21 protein-coding genes are annotated in these 20,605 nt (G+C 43.1%); 5 read left to right on the forward strand and 16 right to left on the reverse strand.

Annotated elements, in window-relative coordinates; genetic code table 11:
* The first annotated feature begins 12 nt into the window (after positions 1-12).
* Genes Q0081_RS21010 through Q0081_RS21025 form a run of 4 tightly spaced genes read left to right on the forward strand, consistent with a single transcriptional unit; the run spans position 13 to position 4,870 of the window.
* Entirely contained in the window at positions 13-681 is a 669-nt protein-coding gene (locus Q0081_RS21010) for a HemK2/MTQ2 family protein methyltransferase (protein WP_298358094.1), read from the forward strand.
* A 16-nt stretch (positions 682-697) separates the two neighbouring features.
* Positions 698-1,807 carry a radical SAM protein gene (locus tag Q0081_RS21015; protein WP_298358095.1) on the forward strand — a complete coding sequence of 370 codons (1,110 nt, stop codon included), beginning with the start codon at positions 698-700 and terminating at the stop codon, positions 1,805-1,807.
* Positions 1,800-3,422 carry a radical SAM protein gene (locus tag Q0081_RS21020; RefSeq protein ID WP_298358096.1) on the forward strand — a complete coding sequence of 541 codons (1,623 nt, stop codon included), beginning with the start codon at positions 1,800-1,802 and terminating at the stop codon, positions 3,420-3,422. Before Q0081_RS21015 ends, Q0081_RS21020 begins: the two co-directional genes overlap by 8 nt.
* Before the next feature lie 26 nt (positions 3,423-3,448).
* Positions 3,449-4,870, forward strand: coding sequence for a B12-binding domain-containing radical SAM protein (locus tag Q0081_RS21025; protein ID WP_298358098.1), 1,422 nt, complete (start codon positions 3,449-3,451; stop codon positions 4,868-4,870).
* On the opposite strand, the gene Q0081_RS21030 is transcribed toward Q0081_RS21025, so the two are convergent.
* The 16 genes from Q0081_RS21030 to Q0081_RS21100 all read right to left on the reverse strand — a co-directional run bounded on the left by Q0081_RS21030 (position 4,867) and on the right by Q0081_RS21100 (position 20,049).
* Positions 4,867-6,000 (reverse strand): glycosyltransferase family 4 protein, encoded by a 1,134-nt coding sequence (locus Q0081_RS21030; RefSeq protein ID WP_298358100.1) that lies wholly within the window; start codon positions 5,998-6,000, stop codon positions 4,867-4,869. The genes Q0081_RS21025 and Q0081_RS21030 overlap by 4 nt on opposite strands.
* A gap of 16 nt (positions 6,001-6,016) precedes the next feature.
* Positions 6,017-7,120, reverse strand: coding sequence for a glycosyltransferase family 4 protein (locus Q0081_RS21035; protein ID WP_298358102.1), 1,104 nt, complete (start codon positions 7,118-7,120; stop codon positions 6,017-6,019).
* Positions 7,121-7,141: 21 nt separating this feature from the next.
* On the reverse strand, positions 7,142-8,242 hold the full coding sequence (locus tag Q0081_RS21040) for a glycosyltransferase (RefSeq protein ID WP_298358104.1): 1,101 nt from the start codon (positions 8,240-8,242) through the stop codon (positions 7,142-7,144).
* Positions 8,243-8,634: 392 nt separating this feature from the next.
* Positions 8,635-9,693, reverse strand: coding sequence for an SMP-30/gluconolactonase/LRE family protein (locus Q0081_RS21045; RefSeq protein ID WP_298358106.1), 1,059 nt, complete (start codon positions 9,691-9,693; stop codon positions 8,635-8,637).
* Positions 9,694-9,821: 128 nt separating this feature from the next.
* A complete protein-coding gene (locus Q0081_RS21050; RefSeq protein ID WP_298358108.1) occupies positions 9,822-10,250 on the reverse strand; it encodes a Crp/Fnr family transcriptional regulator in 429 nt (142 codons plus the stop codon).
* 483 nt (positions 10,251-10,733) lie between these two features.
* A complete protein-coding gene (locus tag Q0081_RS21055; protein ID WP_298358111.1) occupies positions 10,734-12,908 on the reverse strand; it encodes a xanthine dehydrogenase family protein molybdopterin-binding subunit in 2,175 nt (724 codons plus the stop codon).
* Positions 12,909-12,912: 4 nt separating this feature from the next.
* Complete coding sequence (locus Q0081_RS21060) at positions 12,913-13,386, reverse strand: (2Fe-2S)-binding protein (RefSeq protein WP_298358114.1); 474 nt, start codon at positions 13,384-13,386, stop codon at positions 12,913-12,915.
* Positions 13,387-13,442: 56 nt separating this feature from the next.
* A complete protein-coding gene (locus Q0081_RS21065; protein ID WP_298358117.1) occupies positions 13,443-14,120 on the reverse strand; it encodes an NAD-dependent epimerase/dehydratase family protein in 678 nt (225 codons plus the stop codon).
* A gap of 2 nt (positions 14,121-14,122) precedes the next feature.
* Positions 14,123-14,686 carry a TetR/AcrR family transcriptional regulator gene (locus Q0081_RS21070; protein WP_298358120.1) on the reverse strand — a complete coding sequence of 188 codons (564 nt, stop codon included), beginning with the start codon at positions 14,684-14,686 and terminating at the stop codon, positions 14,123-14,125.
* A gap of 150 nt (positions 14,687-14,836) precedes the next feature.
* Positions 14,837-15,193 carry a hypothetical protein gene (locus Q0081_RS21075; RefSeq protein WP_298358122.1) on the reverse strand — a complete coding sequence of 119 codons (357 nt, stop codon included), beginning with the start codon at positions 15,191-15,193 and terminating at the stop codon, positions 14,837-14,839.
* Positions 15,194-15,425: 232 nt separating this feature from the next.
* A complete protein-coding gene (locus Q0081_RS21080) occupies positions 15,426-16,463 on the reverse strand; it encodes a DUF6175 family protein (protein ID WP_298358124.1) in 1,038 nt (345 codons plus the stop codon).
* 74 nt (positions 16,464-16,537) lie between these two features.
* Positions 16,538-16,885, reverse strand: a complete 348-nt coding sequence (locus tag Q0081_RS31940) for a pentapeptide repeat-containing protein (RefSeq protein WP_409034084.1) — start codon at positions 16,883-16,885, stop codon at positions 16,538-16,540.
* A gap of 229 nt (positions 16,886-17,114) precedes the next feature.
* Complete coding sequence (locus Q0081_RS21085) at positions 17,115-18,134, reverse strand: pentapeptide repeat-containing protein (RefSeq protein ID WP_298358127.1); 1,020 nt, start codon at positions 18,132-18,134, stop codon at positions 17,115-17,117.
* A 231-nt stretch (positions 18,135-18,365) separates the two neighbouring features.
* Positions 18,366-18,689, reverse strand: a complete 324-nt coding sequence (locus tag Q0081_RS21090) for a pentapeptide repeat-containing protein (protein ID WP_298358130.1) — start codon at positions 18,687-18,689, stop codon at positions 18,366-18,368.
* 229 nt (positions 18,690-18,918) lie between these two features.
* A complete protein-coding gene (locus Q0081_RS21095) occupies positions 18,919-19,752 on the reverse strand; it encodes a pentapeptide repeat-containing protein (RefSeq protein ID WP_298358132.1) in 834 nt (277 codons plus the stop codon).
* Between the two features lie 33 nt (positions 19,753-19,785).
* Positions 19,786-20,049, reverse strand: a complete 264-nt coding sequence (locus Q0081_RS21100; RefSeq protein WP_298358135.1) for a pentapeptide repeat-containing protein — start codon at positions 20,047-20,049, stop codon at positions 19,786-19,788.
* A gap of 400 nt (positions 20,050-20,449) precedes the next feature.
* Here Q0081_RS21100 and Q0081_RS31945 point away from each other — a divergent pair.
* Positions 20,450-20,605, forward strand: a 156-nt coding sequence (locus Q0081_RS31945; RefSeq protein WP_409034085.1) for an AAA family ATPase, incomplete at its 3' end; no start/stop codon positions are given.

Below are 20,605 nucleotides of genomic sequence, written 5' to 3' on the forward strand. Positions count from 1 at the left end.
AAAAAATAGGCAATGAGGTTATCAAAATTTGCTCGAAAACTACTTGGTAAATGGGTGTTAATTCCTTTTTTTCAAAATTATTTATCTCAGGAAAGAAAAGTAAAAGTAGGGGATATGTCTTTAAAAGTCCCCGTGGGCGTATTTCATCCTACTTTATTTTTAAGTACTAAGTTTTTGTTAGAATACATTAAAATACAGGAGTTTAAAGATAAAAAGATGCTGGAGTTAGGGGCAGGGTCGGGACTTTTGTCGATTGAAATGGCAAAACGAGGAGCTACGGTTATGGCTTCCGATATTAGTTTAAAAGCTTGTCAAGCTGTACAAGAAAATGCGTTGCAAAATGGTGTAGTCATTGAAATAATTCATTCCGATTTATTTGCTGATTTTGAAAAAAAAACGTTTGATTTTATTTTAATTAACCCCCCTTATTATCCGAAAAATCCAGAAACTGAGGCCGACCAAGCGTGGTTTTGTGGCGAAAATTTCGAATATTTTCAAAAATTATTTCATCAATTGAGGCATTTTTTAGCTAATAATGGAAAAGCAATTATGGTACTTTCCGAAGATTGTGATATTTTGAAAATCAGTCAGTTAGCAGCTCAGTTTGGCTATTTGTGGAAGCAGGTTGCCCAAAAGAAAAGCTGGGGTGAGTGGAATTATCTGTTTGAAATAACAATTTAGGTTATCGTTGAAGAAAATGATAAAAGAAAGACTACAATCCCTCAACCGAAGTTTATACCCAAGACACAATTTTTTTGCGCCTCAATGGATTGTATTGGGGGTCAACAATATTTGTAATTTGCACTGTAAAATGTGCGATGTAGGGACCGAAAGTCTTGATACAACTTTTGCCCAAAACTTGGTTGGGACTCAGCCTCTCAATATGCCTTTGGACTTATTGAAAAAAATTATTGACCAAACGGCTGCTTATTTTCCGAAAGCCAAACTTGGGTATGCCTTTACTGAGCCTCTCATTTACCCACATTTGATTGAATCGTTGGTTTATGCCAAACAAAAAGGGCTTTATACGACCATTACTACCAATGCGCTGACCCTCAAACAAAAAGCTGGAAAATTGATAGAAGCAGGGTTAGACGAAATTTTCATTTCATTGGATGGAACATCTGAAATACATAATGAAATTAGAGGAAATAAAAAGTCTTTTGAAAAGGCAGTGGAAGGTATCGAGGCCCTTAATGCCTATCCCAATAGCCCCAAAATAACCATTGTTTATGCTATTACGGAGTGGAATATTGAGTGTATGATTCCCTTTTTAGATTTCTTTAAAAATTATAAAATAGCCAGAATCGGTTTTATGCACACGCAGTTTACTGAAAATGAGGTAGCTCAAATTCACAATACCAAATACGGTGATATATACCAAGCGACTATCAGTAATGTGCAGGAATTGGATTTTACAAAAATGGATTTGAAAAAGCTCTTAGAAAATATCCAAACGATAAAAAAACAGAGCTATCCTTTTGAAGTTTTTTTTAGCCCTGAAATGGCATCAGAAAAGGAATTGGAGTTGTATTATTTTCAGCCTGAGAAGATTTTAGGAAAACATTGCCACGATGTGTTTAGCAATATGATGATAAAATCGAATGGTAGCGTGATTCCTTCCCACGGGCGATGTTTTAACCTAACTGTTGGAAATCTTTACGAAGATTCTCTTGAAAATATCTGGAACTCCGCAACTTTTAGTAAACTCCGAACCGACATTATGAAAGCGGGTGGTTATTTTGACGCGTGCAGCAGGTGTTGTAGTGGATTTAATGGTTACACAGCAAAACAACAAAATGGATAAGCGCGATTTAGGGGCGAACAAAATTATCATTTTCAACCCACTGGTTACCAAACAAAAAGCCCGAATTCCTTTGACCATTTTGCAAGTGGCCGCTTCTATCTATGGTAAATTCGAGTTTGTGTTGGTGGATGGAAACCGTGAAGAAGACGCTTGGCAGACTATCCAAAATTACTTGGATTCGGGTGAATTTAAGTACTTTGCCTGTACTGTAATGCCTGGTCCGCAATTGCGGCAGGCAATTCCTTTTACTAAAAAGATAAGAGAAGAATACCCCAATATCATCACCATTTGGGGTGGGTATTTTGCGTCCAATCAATACAAAGTTTCGATAGAATCAGGCTATGTAGATTATATTGTGAATGGGATTGGAGATGTTGCTTTTCCAGCGTTGTTGGAAGCATTGGAAGCGGAAAGCGGGACGGTTATCGTTCAACAGGTCGGAATTACAAATTACGACCAACAAATAAACTCCCTTCCTCTACTTGGAGGAAGGGTCGGGGATAGAGGCTTACATAAAATCAATAACCTGATTTTTAAAGAGAACGGCAAGATTGTTAAAACCCATAAAATCACTGCGATTGACATGGATTTATTACCCAAGTTGCCGTTTGCAGAGCTTGAAAAGTTTTATCCCGTTCCGTCTTATTTTGGCAAAACCCACCTTGGTAAAAAGACCGCTATGTACCACAGCAGTTTTGGTTGTCCGTTTACCTGTTCGTTTTGCGGCATTGTTCCCATTTTTGAGGCTCGTTGGAAAGGGGCGTCTGCCGAACGAATTTACGATGACATCAAATATTTGAAGGAAAAGTACGCCACAGATGCGGTTGAGTTTGCCGACAATAACTTTTTTGTGTCCGAAAAACGAATTCAGGCTTTTTCTGAACTTGTTAAAAACGACTCAATTTCATGGTGGGGTGAAGCTCGAATCGACACCCTTGATAAATTCTCGGACGATACCCTTGCTCTGATGCGGGCGGCGGGCTGCAAAATGATTTTCTTGGGTGCTGAAACCGGCAATGAAGATACCCTCAAGGCGATTGACAAAGGCGGTACTCAAAATGCTGGTCAGATGATTCGATTCGCGGAACGTTTACGACGCTTTGACATTATCCCTGAGTATTCATTTGTGTTGGGTTTTCCTGCCGAAACTCCCGAAAAAGTGATGGCAATGATTGACGAGGACATTGAGTTTATCAAAAAAGTAAAGAAGGCCAATCCTGATACGGAGATAATCATTTATTTGTACAGCCCCGTTTTGACGGAAGGCAGTGAATTGTTTGAGAAAGTAAAAGCAACGGGTTTTCGTTTTCCCGAGAAATTGGAAGATTGGCTGGAACAGGAATGGAGAGGGTTTGATTTACGAAAAAATCCCTTGACTCCTTGGCTTACTTCTGCCATGATTGACAAAATTCAAAACTTTGAGGTGGTCTTAAATGCGCGTTATCCTACTGCACAAGATGTAAAACTGACTCGTTTTCAGCGAAAAGCCATTTCGACACTCGCTGAAGCAAGGTACAAAACCAATTTTTTTCATTTTCCGTACGAACTCAAATTTTTGCAACGTTTTTGGCTCAAATACCGCCAACCCGAAACGGAAGGTGCCGAAATGATTTGATGCAATGGCCCAGAAAACCAACCGCTATGAATAGTCGCCCAAAAGTAGTCCTTTATAATCCTAAAGCTGAATACTATACCATGCCATTGGCGTTGGTGGCCATAGGTTCTTATTTAGACAGCAGCCGTTTTGAAGTGATTATCATTGATGGACGCTTGGAGAAAGACCCGTTGATCAAGATTCGAGAGGCATTGAGCCAAAACGCGCTTTGTTTTGCAACCACAGTACTCACGGGAAGTATCATAAAAGATGCCTTAGAAGTGTCGAGAGCAGTTAAAAGCCAATTTCCAGAGGTTCCTGTTGTTTGGGGAGGGTGGCATGCTTCTTTGTTTCCAACCGAAACGTTGCAAGATGCGAGTGTTGATATTGTGGTACGGGGGCAAGGAGAAATTGTCTTTGCCGAACTGCTCGAAAGACTCCAAATAAAATCCCCGCTCCAAGGACTGCAAGGGATTTCGTACAAAGAAGAGGGGAAAATCCATGCCAATCCGGAACGAAGTATGGTTGACATCAACGCGTTTCCTGCCTTTAATTATGACCTGATAGCCGTTGAGAAATACATGCAGTTGAGTGGACGAAAACAACTTGATTATATATCATCTCAAGGCTGCCGTTTTAGGTGTACTTTTTGTGCCGACCCTTTTGTGTTCAACAGGGGCTGGTATGGCTATAGCCCCAAACGAATCGGTGACGAAATCGAACAGCTTTGGAAAAAATATGGCTTTAATCACGTTCATTTTCAGGACGAAACCTATTTTACCAATAAAAAAAGGGTAGCGGAGGTAGCGCAGGAGTTCATCCGCCGCCAATTACCCATCACTTGGTTTGGGACGATGCGTGCTGACCAAGGGTATAGATTAGACGACGAAATTTGGGCGTTGTGTAAAAAATCGGGCTTGGAACGCGTAATGATTGGGGTAGAAGCAGGCTCGCAGGAAATGCTCGATTGGATGAAAAAAGACATTAAGATTGAACAGGTATTTGACTGTGCCAAGAAATGCCTCAAGTATGATATCGGCATCAATTTTAGTGTGATTGTGGGTTTTCCCGACGAAACCGAAGCGAGTATTAACGAGTCGTTGCACGTAGCCAAAGAGTTGAGAAAAATGAGCGCGAAGTTTCAGGTATCTATTTTTTATTTCAAGCCTTATCCGGGCAATGAAATTGCTGATTTGCTGACCCAAAGAGGGTATGAATTTCCCAAAAACTTGGAAGGTTGGGCCGATTTTGACTATGTAGGGGCAATAAACAGCGATTGGATTGCTGATAAAAAAGTGCAGGAAATAGAAGGATTCAAGTTTTATCAGCAATTGGCATGGTCAAAACCAACACCGCTTAAATATGTAGTTCAAAAAATTGCGCAATGGCGATGCGAATATAAAATGTACCAGTTTCCAATCGAAAAAAAATTAATTAACTGGCTAAAACCAAGGGTAGAAATGAGTTAATTGCTCGCTGTCAGCAGTGTCCGGTATAAATCTTCATACTTTCGGCTTTGAGCTGCTAAATCATTTTTCTTACTCCATGCAATTCCTTTGTTTCTTAATGCTTCCTGTTTCTCCCGGTCATTGAGTAAATGAAGAACTTTTTGAGCCAGCTCTTCTGCATCCCCTACGGCAGCAACGGTAGTGATTTCGTCTTCCAAATCCGCAATAATGCCAACTCTTGTTCCGCACACTAATACTCCGCACGCCAAAGCCTCATTGACCGCCATGGTTTGCGATTCTGAATAAGAAGTATGCAGTAAAATATGGGCTTGGGCATAAAAAGCCGGTAAATAATAATGAGAAATGCGGGGTAGAAAGGTGATTTTGTCAGCAAGTCCCAACTCCAAAGCCAGTTTTTGGATTCGGCCATTGAGCGTATCTACTCCAATAATTGTAAGGTGGGCCTTTACCTGCTTGGTAATCAGTTGAAAAGCAGCAAGCAGCATAGGTTGATTTTTGACCAAATTCAGGTCAGCAATGTGTAAGAATTTATAGGGCTCGCTCAGTGATTTGGGAGTGGGAACAAAGAGAGAAGTGTCAATTCCGAAAGATATGGTATGGTGTTTTTTGGAGTTGGGCAGATTGGTTTGGATTTGATCCGCCGCTGTTTTGGTAAGAATCACTAATTCATCACAATGATTGAGGGTAAAACCCAGAAAAGGGCGGAGATGTTTATGACTCCAAAGTCCATAGTTAATTTCAGGAATGCTGAGGTATTCACCGCCCAAGAGGGTAACAAGCGACTTCTTTTTGACAATTTTACTTTGAACAACGGCTAACAAACCCGCAGGAAAGGCCCCAAAACCATGAATAACCTGAAATGGACGAAAAAGATGATGCCATAGGATTTTGAAAAATAACCAAAACAGTCGTAACCAGGCATTTTGAAGATGGGTAAATTGAATATCAATGACTTGAAAAGGAAGTTTTACTTTATAGGAGTCGGTTTTTACCAAAGAGAAAACAATAAGGTCGAAGGTAGAAGCTAACGATGAAAGTAATTGGGTAATGACGGCATCGCCCTCTGAAAAATGACCCGTAGCAATACCTCCGTTGATAATAATGGCGATTCGTTTTTTTGGAGAAGTCATGCCGTAATTGCGTGAACTAACTTTTAATTTCTTTTTCTATACCAGAGGCAATTGCCTGAAATGACAAATCTTTGTTGAATTTATCAATTACCTTTTTTATAAAAGACGCTTTGTCAATTGTAGGAAGTTTCATTAAAACTCTATACAGACCTTCAGCATCTCCTGGTGTGAACAAAAAACCACATTTGCCTTCATCGGTCATTTTTTTGAAGGATGGAATATTACTTACAATGGGAATGCACCCGCAGGCCATGGCTTCGCAAAGTGAAAACCCACTGCCTTCTCTGGAAGATCCTAATAGAAAAAAATCGGCGGCACAATAATACTTTTCCAGTTCTTTATAAGGTAAACGCCCCAACAAGATAACTTGTTGATGTAAGGAATTGCTTTCAATAAATTCTTTAACTTCATTAATAAGTTCTGAAGAGTTAAAAACCATGTATAAATAAGAGGTTGGATTTACTTGACTGTATTTTTCAAATGCAGTCAAGATTGTTAGAGGGTCTTTATTCTTGTTTAAACTACCGCACCATAAAAATAAAGTGTCGCCTTCAAAGTGCAGTTCTTTCTTACTGTCAAATTTATTTCTGTAAGTAAAAAGGGTTGAACCCTCCATTATTTCACGTATTTTTTTTTGAGAATCGAATACTTTTCTTTGTATCCAAATAGGAGCTTGTTCAAATGAAACTAAAAAATAAATGTCTATGCATTTTGCGGCAATTTTTTGAATAATAAGTTTAGGGTATCGAAATGGAAGCTCTGCGTGATTTTGAACTATTATTTTTGTTTTCTTGCCAACAAATAAACGTAATATAATTATTTGCCAGGCAAACATAAAGCTGTGGATAAATATTGCAGTGGGTTTGTGCTTTTTTAGTTTGTAAAATAAACTCAAATGCATATTCCATTTTTTATTTTTCCCTTTTATGAACTCATATTTTATCCCATCTTTTTCAAATTTCTTATTAATGCCACAATACTTTATGACTTTTTTTTCAATTTCATTATCTATAAAACGCAAATATGGTAAACTGTGAACTTGTGAATTTATTATTTCTTCCACATCGGTTTCGCCTTCTAAACTATACAGTGTTAAGTCTATAAATTTTAGTTTTTTCATCCTTAAAATAATAATTTTATGTTATGAGTTCATGCCTAAATAATCAAACAATTCTCGCCAATCTTTGGCAAAAGGATACGTTGGAATAATGGCTTCATTTTTGTCATATTCCAATCTGTTTTTGATAAACTTATCCAAATTATTAGCCAGTGAATCAGGTGAGTTAGGGTTGAAAAATTTTATTTTGTTGTAGTTTCCTGCCGTTTCCCTTGCATAAGGAAAATCTATGGCGAAAATAGGCTTTTGGAAAGTCATTCCTTCCGAAATACCCATTCCCCAGGTTTCGGTTTTTGAGGAGAAAATAACCGCATCCGATTGTTTATAAAACTCAAAAACCTGTTTCCTGCTCAGTTCCCCTACAAATTTAATCTGTTTTATGTGCCCGTACTCTTTGTAAATACTTTGGGCATATTTGTTTTCAGTACCCGAAAAAGTAAAAACCATTTCAAAATTTGAAATATTTTCGGATAGTAAAATTTTAACAGCTTCCGTAATCAGCTCGAAATTTTTGAAAACACGAGGAATGGAAGGGTAAAAAAAAGTAAAGTGGTTTTTATTAGGTTTAATTTCTTCTTTTAAGTCACCAGTCAAGGCTGTAATTTTTGGATAAGCAACGAGTACATTATTTATTTCGAAAAGTTGTTCAAATTCTTCTTTTAGCCACTGTTGCTGAACAATCACAAATTTATTTTTTCGTATGTTGATTTGATAAATGTATTTAAAAATAAAGTGGTAAATGGCCAAAACTGGGTCGAATTGTGCGTCTTTTCGGGTGATTTTATAGAATGGAGCTAAATTGTGACAATAAACGGCTTGGACAGGAGCGATAACTCGCGGAGTGGCATCGGCCAATGATAACCAAATGTCAGGCTTTATGTCCTTTGAGAGTTGGTAAAAATATACATACTCATAATACAATCTCCAATACCAATTGCTGCGTGCTTTCGGGAATTCTAAATACGTAATTCCTTCAATTCCAACCATGGATTTGTTGTAAACCAAAGCCGTAATTTCAATAGTATTCCCGTACATATCAATCATTTCCTGTAAGCAATCCTGAACAACGGAAAGTACACCACCACCGAACGAATTGATCGCAGAAACGACTATTTTTTGCTTCATTATTCCGTACTTAAACTTTTTGCTATGGTTGCTCATTTTGCTTCTGAATCAATTCATGATTTTGAAGCAATAACAGAGCAGGAACCAGAAATGATAATACGCACTTTTGCTGGTGCCGGTTGCTTGCCGAAAAGTTGAAATAACCGAAAATCTGCCTAAAAATCGGCTTTTTATGTGAAACGGCTCGTAAATACGTTGAAATTTATAAAAAAACGTGCGGGTAAAAACTAAGTTGCGTCTATGTGGATGGCTATTATTATGGCAGGAAAACTTGAAGTTTTATCCTGCCATGATAGATCTGTGATAAACCTAAAAGAACCCAGCTGTATTACTCTGGCCCCGCCGCGAGACGCGAGCTACTGCCGGAGCATCAAAAAGCAGGGTTAAAAATTTTACTGATTGAGTTTATATTTTCCGATGTAGGGAACAACGTCACCTCCGATGTACAGATATCCATTGTGTTCTTTCACTGCGCCCGTTTCAGGTGTGAATGTGCCGGTGGTATCAAAAAGAGCGTTGATTACTTTTCCTTCCTGTGAAATATTCAAAATCATACCAAACAATTCCTGTTTAGGTTGAAGGAAATTGGGTAAGGCATAGACCACTTTTTTCAGGGTAGGTTTTGGATGGATTTGGTCAAGTGCATCATTTCTTTTGGTAGAAAAACCTAACCAATAACTGCCATCCTCCCGTATCGAAATGCCATTGGGAAAGCCCGGAAGATTATCCATAAAAATATCGGTTTTCCCTGTTTGAGGCCCCTTTAACCAGTATCGCAGTATTCTGTACTTCTCAGTTTCGGTCATCAAAATATAGCTTTCATCTTTACTTAGTACTACACCGTTTCCAAAATAGGTTCCCTCAATTAAAGTTTTCACTTCGTGGTTTTTAGGGTCATAGCAATGCAAGCCGCCTGTAGGGCGCATTTCCATTATAATTTTTCGGCCATAATTGATGTTATAGGCTGATTCATGAGAGGTATTGGAAAAATAGATTTTACCGTCGGTCGCGATATCCAAACCATTGGGAATCAGGAAAGGTCTTCCTTTTTCGTCTTTATTCGCCAATAGTATTGCTGTTTTGTCGGAGTTGATGCTGATTAGACCGAGTTTATGACTTAGAGCGATCAAGTTTCCTCGGTTATCAAAATGGAGTCCCGCCACCCACGAATTGCTACTGAAGAAAACCTCTGCTTTGCCTGAAGTGTCAATTTTTAGAATTCTTCCGTCGCTAAAATCCTTTTCTCCGATGTGTACACCGCAATACATATTTCCTAAACTGTCAAAGACAATATCTTCTGGTCCATACCAGCTGTTAAGACCAATTTTTTGGATTGTACTTAGTTTTTCGTTTAGGGTCAATTCACCAGTAAATGTAGGTTTAACTTTGGGTTGCCATGCTAAAGGATGAATGGTGCAGGCATTGAATAGTAAACCCATTCCTGCTGCCATGATGATTGAAATAGAAGCGAAGAGTATTTTTTTTTGATGTTTTCATTCCCTTTAGTTGTTATGTGTGAAGTCACAAAGGTATTTTCGTACCAAAGGAGTCGCATTAACATAGGTTAAGGAATGAGGACTTATTTTTTTGCCGATTGGCGGCGGATACGGCTTAGCTGAATAGGAGTGATGCCAAGATAAGAAGCCACGTGGTATTGAGGGATGTATTGTTCAATTTTTGGAAATTCCGCTTGAAATAGCTGGTAGCGTTCAGTTGCGTTTAGCAACACGATTTCGAGTTCTTTTCTTTCTTTTTCCAGAAAGTAGTGTTCTGCCATTTTTCTTGCCAGACGCTCAAGGTCGGGAAAATCATCGTAACGACGGGTAATTGCAGCGTACTCGGCAGTCCAAATGATACAATCTGTAAGTGCCTGTTGCGGAATAAGGTTAGGACTTCCCGTCAGGAGTGAAGTGTAAGCTCCGATACTTGAGGGTGCTACAAAAAATTGCTTATTATATTCCTGACCTTCTTGGTTGGTAAAATAGGCCCTAACTATGCCTGATTCCAAAAACGCGATTTTATGGGCAGTTTCATTTACATCAATAAAGTGCTTCTGTTTGGGGAGTAAGGTCCTGTGGAAAAGAGGCTCAATCTCTTTCCAAGTTGCTTCTTTTAAAGGAGAAACGGCGCCAAAAAAGATTTTAATGTCATTTGAATTTGATTTAAGTATTGAGTAATTGAGTATTCAGAAAATGTATAATTATTTGTTTATCAATAACTTAACAAACTCAATACTTGGTACTATTTACTTAATACTCCTTAATAACAATGATTGCAAAATAGAGGCTTCATCGTGAGACTGCAAATAATTTCCTCAAAATTTCAACATTCTTTAAACGGTTTTTAAACTGGGAATTTTGCCCTAATCGAATGAAAAAGCAAAGACCGAGCGATAGCCAAGATGTACTCTGATTTGAGTATGACTACCGCCCGATTCTGCCAATTACAACCTATTTAAGTTAAGGTTTGAAAGTAACGATTAGGGGTTTGTCTAAGATAATTTCAGAGGCAAGCTGCGTAAGTTTTTACCCGTCAAATCAAATACTGCTGCGGCAATAGCTGGTGCAACGGGCGCCAGCGGCGGCTCGCCCACGCCATACGGTTCATCGTGCCCTTCCAAAATAATTACCTCAATTTCAGGAGTATCCGATAGCATGGCAACCGGGTACAGGTGAAAATTAGTTGCGGTTATTTGCCCGTCTTTCACTTCCAGTCCTTCATACAGAGCCGCCGTAATGCCCATCATGGTGGCTCCTTCCACCTGCTGACGAATTCCTTCGGGATTAATGGCGAAACCCGCATCAATAACCTGCGTTACTTTTTTTACCTGAATTTTTCCGTCCACTACGGCCACTTCAATTACCGCTGCTGCAATGCTTTTTCGGTCGTTGCCGATGGCGACCCCACGGCCTATGCCCGCGGCTTTGGGGGTGTTCCAGCCGCTTTTCTCGGCGAGGGTTTCGAGGACTTTTTTGTAACGCTGATTGATTTGTTCATTGCCTGACAACAAGCCCAAACGCATCTTCAAAGGGTCTTTTCCTGTTTTGTGGGCCAATTCGTTCATAAAACTTTCAATGGCAAACGTATTGGGAAACATCCCCACGCTCCGCCAAATGCCCGTTTGAACGGGCAGCTTGTTTTGCCAGATCGTCGCTGATTTGTGCTCAATGTTGTACAAAATACTGGCCCCGTGCCCGGCAGAGACAAAATCAGCTCCTAAAAGAGTGTAGCCCAAATTGGCCGGAAGAACCCCGAGGATTTGGTCGGGAGTGGCTTGGTTGTGGGTAATGGCTTCGATATTCCCCTCTTTACCGATTTTGGCGGATAGAACATGGTGCGTTTGCGGACGATAGATGGCGTTCTGAAATTCCTGCTGACGGGTATTGAAAACGTGAACTGGTTTCCCGACAATTTGAGCAATGCGGGCTACTTTTTCCGCCTGTTTTGAATCGATTCTTCGGCCAAAACTACCCCCCGCAAACGTGGTTTCAATGTTTACCTGTTCTGCCTCTAAATCAATGGTTTTGGCGATATTGCCCCGGAACATTGTAGATGCCTGCGTTCCCACAAACACCGTGGCTTTGTCTTTTTCTACCTGTGCTACGGCGCCGTTCGGTTCCATGTGAGCGTGCGTAGCCAAGGGAGTTCGGTATTCCTGTTTGAAGACCTCATTGGGGCTTTTTTCGAGAATAGATTCGGGCGAGCCTTCACTTTGAATGCGAACCTCCGTTCCAATACCTACGGTGGTCAGTGCTGCAAATTCGGCTTGTTGCCATTTTTTGGGAATATCCCAGACGGCTTCTAATTTCTGCAAACCCATTTCGGCAGCGTAGCGGTTTTTGGCAACAACGGCTACCAAATCCTGGTCTTCAATGACCTGTACAACACCGCTGATTTTGGCGGCCTCTTTGGTATTCAAGCTCTTGAGCGTTCCGCCAATGTAAGGCGATTGCAAAATCACCGCATACAGCATATCAGGCAGGGTTTGGTCAATGCCAAAAATGGGTTTTCCCATCACTTTGGGCTTTAAATCCACCCTTTTTACGTTTTTGCCAACGTATTTGAAAGCTGAAGTTGGCTTCAGTGCTGGGGTTTCAGGGGCTTTCCATTCTTTGGTAGAAGTGGAAATTTCGTAATAAGTGGCTTTGTGATTGCCCGAGGTCATTACTCCATTTTCTACCTTGATGGCAGTAACCGGCACACTCCATTGTTTGGCTGCCTGTGCCTTCAACATTTCGCGCATTGTGGCGGCTACTTCTCGGATCGGTTTGTACAAAGTCAAGGTTGAATTACTTCCTCCTGTTCCCAACGAATCCTCTACTCCGTTGGCCGTATTGGCATGAACCACCTTGATTTGTTCGAGTGATACCTCCAACTCTTCGGCGGCCAACATGGCCAAGCCCGTAAAAACGCCCTGTCCCATTTCCAGTTTAGTGGATTTGTACTGAATAGTATTGTCGGGCATGACCTCAAACCAAAAGGTAGGTTCAAGGCTTGAAATCAAGATTGGTGTATCGGTGTTTTCGGCCGTTTGGGCAATAAAACGGCGTATGGGGCCTTTCGCCGCGATGGTTGCTACTATTGTGCCGCCAAAAACAATCGCTCCCCGTTGTAAAAACTTACGGCGTGAAAATTTCTTTTTTGGTTTTTTCTCTTCGGTTGCCATGGTATTAAAGGGTAACGGTTTGTTGGATTTGAGCGGCTCTTTTGATGGCTTTCAGGATGCGAGGCTGCGTGCCGCAACGGCAAATATTGCTGATGCCGGTCTTGATGTCTTCGTCGGTTGGATTGGGATTTTTGGCAAGGAGACCGGCGGCGGCCATCATAAATCCGGGCTGACAATAACCGCACTGAGGCACGTTTTCTTCCATCCATGCCTGTTGAACAGGGTGTAAGTTGTCTTCACTTTCCGATAATCCTTCGAGGGTGGTTACTTCTTTCCCTTCCGCAAAACTGACGGGAATGGAGCAGGAACGGTAGGCTTCGCCGTCGATGTGCAGTGTGCAGGCACCGCACAAAGCCGCGCCGCAACCGAATTTTGTGCCTTTGAGGTTCAGTTCATCCCGAACGACCCAAAGCAAAGGCATGGACGGGTCAACGTCCGGTTTTGCCGGCTTTCCGTTTATTTTAAAGGTGATTTCCATTTGATTAGGTTGTATAAATTGATTTGACTAATCACTCTATTTGTACGGCAAATTTTTTAATTACCTTTTGTCAGGGGAGCAAAGTCTTTGATTTCCAATACATTATTTTTATAGCCTTTGGTAGCAACGTAGATCATAGCTTGCCCCAATTCCGCCAACGTACTTACATAGTTTGGGAAAAACTTGCGTGCGAATGGATACATCCAACTGATGTATTTGTAAGCGGGAAGGGTATTTTTCAAACCCGGTGTGGAATGCATATACCCCGGGCGGAAATTATACACGGCTTTGAAAGGTAATTTCGTCAAATCGTTTTCGGTTTTTCCTTTGACTCTCGCCCACATGCTGCGACCTTTTTCGGTGCTGTCGGTACCACTGCCGGATACATAACAGAAGGTCATGTCAGGGTTAAGTTCGCTTAACGTTTCGGCTACGTGCATCGTGAGCGTGTAGGTCATTTTGGTATATTCCTCTTCTTTCATCCCGACGGAAGAAACCCCCAAGCAGAAAAAACAGGCATTATACCCTTTCAATTGGGCTTTGATGGGAGAGATATCAAAGAAATCTTGGTGAATGATTTCCTTTAATTTGGGATGAGTAATGCCCGAAGGTTTGCGGTTGATAATTAAAACTTCTTCTACTTCAGGACTTTGCAGGCATTCGTGCAATACTCCTTCGCCGACCATACCGGTAGCACCGGTGACAATGGCTCGTATTTTTTTGGTTTCTTTCATGGTTATTTTTGTTCGGTTAGCATATCCCACAGCATGTCAAAGCCGCTTTCGATGATGGGTTTTTGTTCATCGGTCGGTAAGTTGACAACGTAATTATAAATCCCCATTAGGTGGCTGTTGGTCAAGGTATATATCAAGTTGGTAGGTAAATCTTTGATGACTTTGGTGGCTTTGGCTTCTTCAATGAGCTGAATGTGTTTTTGTGATTGCTCCATGGCGACCGACTCAGGGATTTGGAAAATGTGGGGCGAAAACAACACCTGTTGGATATAATGGTTCTTTTCTCGGTTCTCTAAAGCCCAGTAAATGAAATAGATAAACACTTTTTTGATAACCGCTTCAATGCCATCTTGGGGCGTGATTTTTGAGAATAAAAATTGGTTTAGTTCATTTTTGATGGAAATGTATAATTCCTTGATGAGGTCTTCTTTGGTGGCGAAATAATGGAAAAGGGTTCCGTTTGACACCCCCGCTTCTTTAGCGATTTTGCTGGTGGGCGTACCGTGAAAACCAAACTCCACAAAAAGCCTCAACGCACTCGCCAGTATCTGTTCTCTTTTATCCATTGACAATAGATTGACTAATCACTCTATAAAAGTAGGGTTTGCTTTTGATAATTCAAATTTGTTTTTGGGATTTTAAACCTTGATTGGAAAATAGACCAAGATAAGCGCTGCTGTCATACCGCTGAAATTAGCTAAAAACTGACATATCGCTTACCATACAGCCCTCTGCAAGCAATTCAAACACCCCCTTTTTTTTGCGCAGTTGTTGGTGAAAAACACCATAGCCGTCAGACTAACGGCCTCGGAACGGTCCGCCGCGCGGAGGCCCAATCCGAAGCTTACTAACTTACTGAATATGGGTTTCAACAAACGTCTTGCTTCTCCGAAGCTATACTTAGCCTGACGGCTATGGTGATACCACCAACAACGGCGTAAATTTCCCAAAGCGGAGGGGTGTTCAGGTGATGCCCCTTTTTGTTTTTGCTTGTGCCCAACGGTTGCATGGATGCTGCCCTGCCTCGGCTTTGAGCGCCGGGCATGGGCCGCGTAAGCGAGCATGCAAACCATTGGGCGGGTTTAATTACTGTTCAAATACATCCACAGACGGGGGTGAAACTACCTTGTTACATTAGACTTGTTGCGAGGGGAATCATCGAGGGGTCAAAAAGGCCCTTTTTTTCCCATACTGTGCCTTTTTTCGGTCATATAGCGCGGCTATACTCCCTCAAAAAGCCTTCGTATGGATAAAAAATGACTCTTTTTTCCCACCTCGCTGACCCCTCGCAACAAGTCTATTATTTTATATGCTTTTTTCTCCTTCTATAACTAACCAAGCCTCACCAAGACCCTTTAAACTATATTTAGATTCAATTTTTAGAGAATTACTCAAATATCTACGAAATTGACTCATAAAATCATTCAGAGAAAAACCTGCTCCTTTCTCATCTAATAAGGGAATATTCAATGTAATATCTACTGAATAATCGTTTTCTTGATTGTCAATATTGTAACGTTTTAATTTTTTCTTTAAGTAAACATCCATCCAATCTAATAGTCTTTTCTCTTCTTCAGCAATATTCATGTCTTTATCTAAGTTAATATTCGCTTTTTTATTAACACGAACAAAAAGTTTAGATTCACGGCCTTTTTCCATTAAAACATCAAAGTATTTTTGCAAAGAAGCAGTAAAATTATCCATTTGAGACAATACAGCTTCTTCTAATAAGACGGGTAAATTTACTGAAACAGATGGTGCGCCAGTACCATTTGCCCCTACAACTTGGTTTTGATTGTATGCATCCAATGCTTGAAGATTAAAAACGATGGATTTTTTAGGGCCTTCTTGCATGAGTGTATAAGTAATTTGGATAATCATATCCGTTTTAAGGGTTCTGAGTAGCTGCTCAAATGGTGTTTCTGGAATGGCTTCTGCAAAAGCGGCCATTGTATTGCTTGTATTTTCTATTTTTTTTATTTCAGATTCTAGGTTTTTTAAAGGAAAACCTCTTTCGGCCATAATTGTATTGATTTTAGAAATGACAAGTAATAAATTAGCGTCATTTTGAAAGGCTTTTTTATAATCAGGAATAAAATATCCTTTTTCGTTCATGTCCCCAAAATTATTGGTTTTCATCCAAACATCTGAAGGAATAATTATTAATGTTGGTTTTTTAGCTTGCATATTTTCCATTGCCCACGAATAACGCTTCGCTTGGCAGTGCTGCGCCCTACTAGTTTCCCAAATCGGAGGGGTGTTCAGGTGATGCCCCTTTTTGTTTTTGGTTGTGCCCAACGGTTGCATGGATGCTGCCCTGCCTTGGCTTTGAGCACTGGGCATGGGCCGCGTAAGCGAGCATGCAAACCGTTGGGCGGGTTTAATTACTGTTCAAATACAGCCACAGACGGGGGAGGTTAAAATCCTATTATGGCTCCTTCAAGGTCGGCTCCGGTAAGGTCGGCTCCCTCAAGTCGGGCTCCGCTAAGGTCGGCATCCATAAGGTTGGCTCCGCTAAGGTCGGTGAATGTAAGTTGGGCTCCGCCGCTAAGGTTGGCTCCGCTAAGGTTGGCTCCGCTAAGGTCGGCTCTGAAAAGGTTGGCTCCGCTAAAGTTGACTCCTCTAAGGTCAGCTCCGCTAAGGTTGGCTCCGCTAAGGTCGGCATCCATAAGGTCGGCTCGGCTAAGGTTGGCTCCGCTAAGGTCGGCTCCGCTAAAGTCCCTTTCACCTGCGGCGCATGCCGCCAATAATTCTTGTGCTGTCATATTTTCCATTGCCCACGAATAACGCTTCGCTTGGCAGTGCTGCGCCCTGCTAGTTTCCCAAAGCGGAGGGGTGTTCGGGTGATGCCCCTTTTGGTTTTTGCTTGTGCCCAACGGTTACATGGATGCTGCCCTGCCTTGGCTTTGAGTGCCGGGCACGGGCCGCATCGAGCATGCAAACCGTTGGGCGGGATTAATTATGGTTCAAATACACCCACAGACGAGGGGTAGGCTACCTTATGACTCCATCTTGGTTGGCTCCATCAAGGTTGGCTCCATCAAGTTGGGCTCCGCTAAGGTAGGCCTTGCTAAGGTTGGCTCCGCTAAGGTTGGCGTTGAGAAGGTTGGCTCCGTTAAGGATTGCTCCGCTAAGGTTGGCCTTGCTCAGGTCGGCTGCGCGGAGGAAGGCGTCGCGAATGTCGGCCTTGCTCAGGTCGGCTCCGCTAAAGTCTGCTCCGCTAAGGATGGCCTCGCGAAGGTAGGCTCCGCTAAGTTTGGCTCCGCTAAGGTTGGAAAACTCAAGGTCGGTTCCGATAAGGTTGGCTTCGTAAAGGTAGGCCTTGCTAAGGTTGGCTCGGCTAAGGTTGGCTCGGCTAAGGTTGGTTCTGTTAAGGCCGGCTTCGCTTAGGTTGGCTCCTTCAAGGTTGGCTCCGATAAGGTTGGCTGCGTGAAGGTCGGTTCCGCTAAAGTTTCTTGCACCTTTGGCGTATGCCGCCAATAATTCTTGTGCTGTCTTTGGGCTACCATATGACTTGCTGTCTTCATCCAGGTTGGCTCCGATAAGGTAGGCTCTGAAAAGGTTGGCTCCGCTAAGGTTGGCTTCGCTAAGGTTGGCTACGCGAAGGTCGGCTTCCATAAGGTCGGCTCCGCTAAAGTTGGCACCGCTAAGGTTGGCTCCGCGAAGGTAAGCATTGGAAATTCCGGCTCGGCTAAGGTTGGCTCCGCTAAGGTTGGCTCCGATAAGGTTGGCTCCGATAAGGTCGGTTCCGATAAGGAAGGCCTTGCTAAGGTTGGCTCCGCTAAGGTTGGCATAGCTAAGTTCGGCATCGTTAAGGTCGGCAAACGAAAGGTCGGCAAACGAAAGGTCGGCTCCGCGAAGGTTGGTGGTGTTAAGGTTGGCTCCGCTAAGTTTGGCTCCGCGAAGGTTGGCTCCGCGAAGGTTGGCTCCGAAAAGGTGGGCTCGGCTAAGGTCGGCTCCGCTAAAGTTTCTTCCACCTGCGGAGTATCTCGCCAATAATTCTTGTACTGTCATATTCTATATTGCCCACGAATAACGCTTCGCTTGGCAGTGCTGCGCCCTACTAGTTTCCCAAAGCGGAGGGGTGTTCAGGTGATGCCCCTTTTTGTTTTTGATTGTGCCCAACGGTTGCATGGATGCTGCCCCGCCTTGGCTTTGAGTGCCGGGCATGGGCCGCGTAAGCGAGCATGCAAACCGTTGGGCGGGATTAATTATGGTTCAAATACACCCACAGACGGGGGGAGGCTACTTTATGACTCCATAAAGGTTGGCGTAGCTAAGGTTGGCATCTCTAAGGTTGGCTCCGCGAATGTCGGCTCGGCGAAGGTTGGCTCCTTCAAGGTTGGCTCTGCAAAGGTTGGCTCCGCGAAGGTTGGCCCCGCTAAGGTCGGTGAATTCAAGGACGGCTCCGCCAAGGTCGGCTCCGCTGAGGTTGGCATCGCCAAGATTGGCTCCAATAAATTCGGCTGCGCTAAGGTTGGCTCCGCTAAGATTGGCTTTGAAAAGGTCGGCTCCGCGAAAGTTTCTTTCACCTCTGGCGTATGCCGCCAATAATTCTTGTACTGTCATATTCTATATTGCCCACGAATAACGCTTCGCTTGGCAGTGCTGCGCCCTACTAGTTTCCCAAAGCGGAGGGGTGTTCAGGTGTTGCCCCTTTTTGTTTTTGATTGTGCCCAACGGTTGCATGGATGCTGCCCCGCCTTGGCTTTGAGTGCCGGGCACGGGCCGCATCAAGCATGCAAACCGTTGGGCGGGATTAATTATGGTTCAAATACACCCACAGACGAGGGGTAGGCTACCTTATGACTCTATCTTGGTTGGCTCCGGTAAGGTCGGCTCCGTCAAGTCGGGCTCCGGTAAGGTCGGCATAGCTAAGGTTGGCAAAGCGAAGGACGGCTCGGCTAAGGTTGGCTCCGCGAAGGTTGGCCCCACGAAGGTCGGCTCTTTCAAGTTTGGCTCCTTCAAGTTTGGCTCCTTTAAGTTTGGCTCCAACAAATTCGGCTTCGCTAAGGCTGGCTCCGCTAAGGTCGGCTCCCATAAGGTTGGCAAAGTAAAATCCTCTTTCACCTCTGGCGTATGCCGCCAATAATTCTTGTCCTGCCATATTGGCTCCATCAAGGTGGACTCCGATGGCTCCATCAAGTTTGGCTCCATCAAGTATGGCTCCATCAAGTATGGCTCCGCTAAGATTGGCTCCCCAAAAGTCGGCTCCGCGAAGGTCGGCTCCGCTAAGGTCGGCGTGCACAAGTTCGGCTTTCCAAAATCTGGCTCCGCGAAGGTCGGCTGCCCTAAGGTCGGCCTTGAGAAGGCCGGCGGAGCAAAGATCGACTCCGCGAAGGCTGGCTCCCATAAGGTTGGCGTAGTCAAGGTCAACTGCGCTAAATGATCTTCTACCTTTGGCGTATTCCGCCAAAAAATCTTCTAATCTCATTTTTTTCATTGCCCACGAATAACGCTTCGCTTGGCAGTGCTGCGCCCTACTAGTTTCCCAAAGCGGAGGGGTGTTCAGGTGATGCCCCTTTTTGTTTTTGGTTGTGCCCAACGGTTGCATGGATGCTGCCCTGCCTTGGCTTTGAGCACCGGGCATGGGCCGCGTAACCGAGCATGCAAACCGTTGGGCGGGTTTCATTGCTGTTCAAATATACCCACAGAATGGGAGAGGCTACCTTATGACTCCATCTTGGTTGGCTCTGGTAAGGTCGGCTCCGTCAAGGTCGGCTCCGCTAAGGTTGGCTCCGCTAAGGTTGGCTCCGCTAAGGTCGGCTCCGCTAAGGTTGGCTCTGCTAAGGTCGGCTCCGCTAAGGTTGGCTCTGCTAAGGTCGGCTCCTTTAAGGTCGGCTCCGCTAAGGTTGGCTCCGTTAAGGTCGACTCCTCTAAAGCTTTTTTCACCTTTGGCGTATTCCGCCAATAATTCTGGTCCTGTCATATTTTATATTGCCCACGAATAACGCTTCGCTTGGCAGTGCTGCGCCCTACTAGTTTCCCAAAGCGGAGGGGTGTTCGGGTGATGCCCCTTTTGGTTTTTCCCAGAGGGATGCTGTACCGCATCTTCTGACACAGCTCACATCTCGTACAATCCAGAAACAGCGTAAAAGTGAAACCCCAGGTTTGATTTTCCTAATTTTTGACATGTACAACGTATGTACAAATTGGGTCTGGAGGGCAGTTTTTACCTAAAAAAGCCAAGATTTAGCATGAAGAGCCTGTATATTCACCCAACCAAATTCATTTTCCTGGTAAAGGAGTTTGTCTACCTGCCCATGTTCCCAAACTTCCATTTCAGCAATAGTTCTGTATCTTTGTGTTCAAGCGCAAACAATTTTTATATGGGCAAGAAACTTCCACTGGGGCTACAGGATTTTCGAAAAATCATCGAGAATGATTTCAAGTACATCGACAAGACCGAGTACATCTACCGGATGGTGAGTAAGCCAGGTGCTTATTTCCTTTCCCGTCCCCGTCGTTTTGGCAAGTCCATCACA

It is taken from the genome of Runella sp. (genome assembly GCF_027484545.1).
GTDB lineage: Bacteria > Bacteroidota > Bacteroidia > Cytophagales > Spirosomataceae > Runella.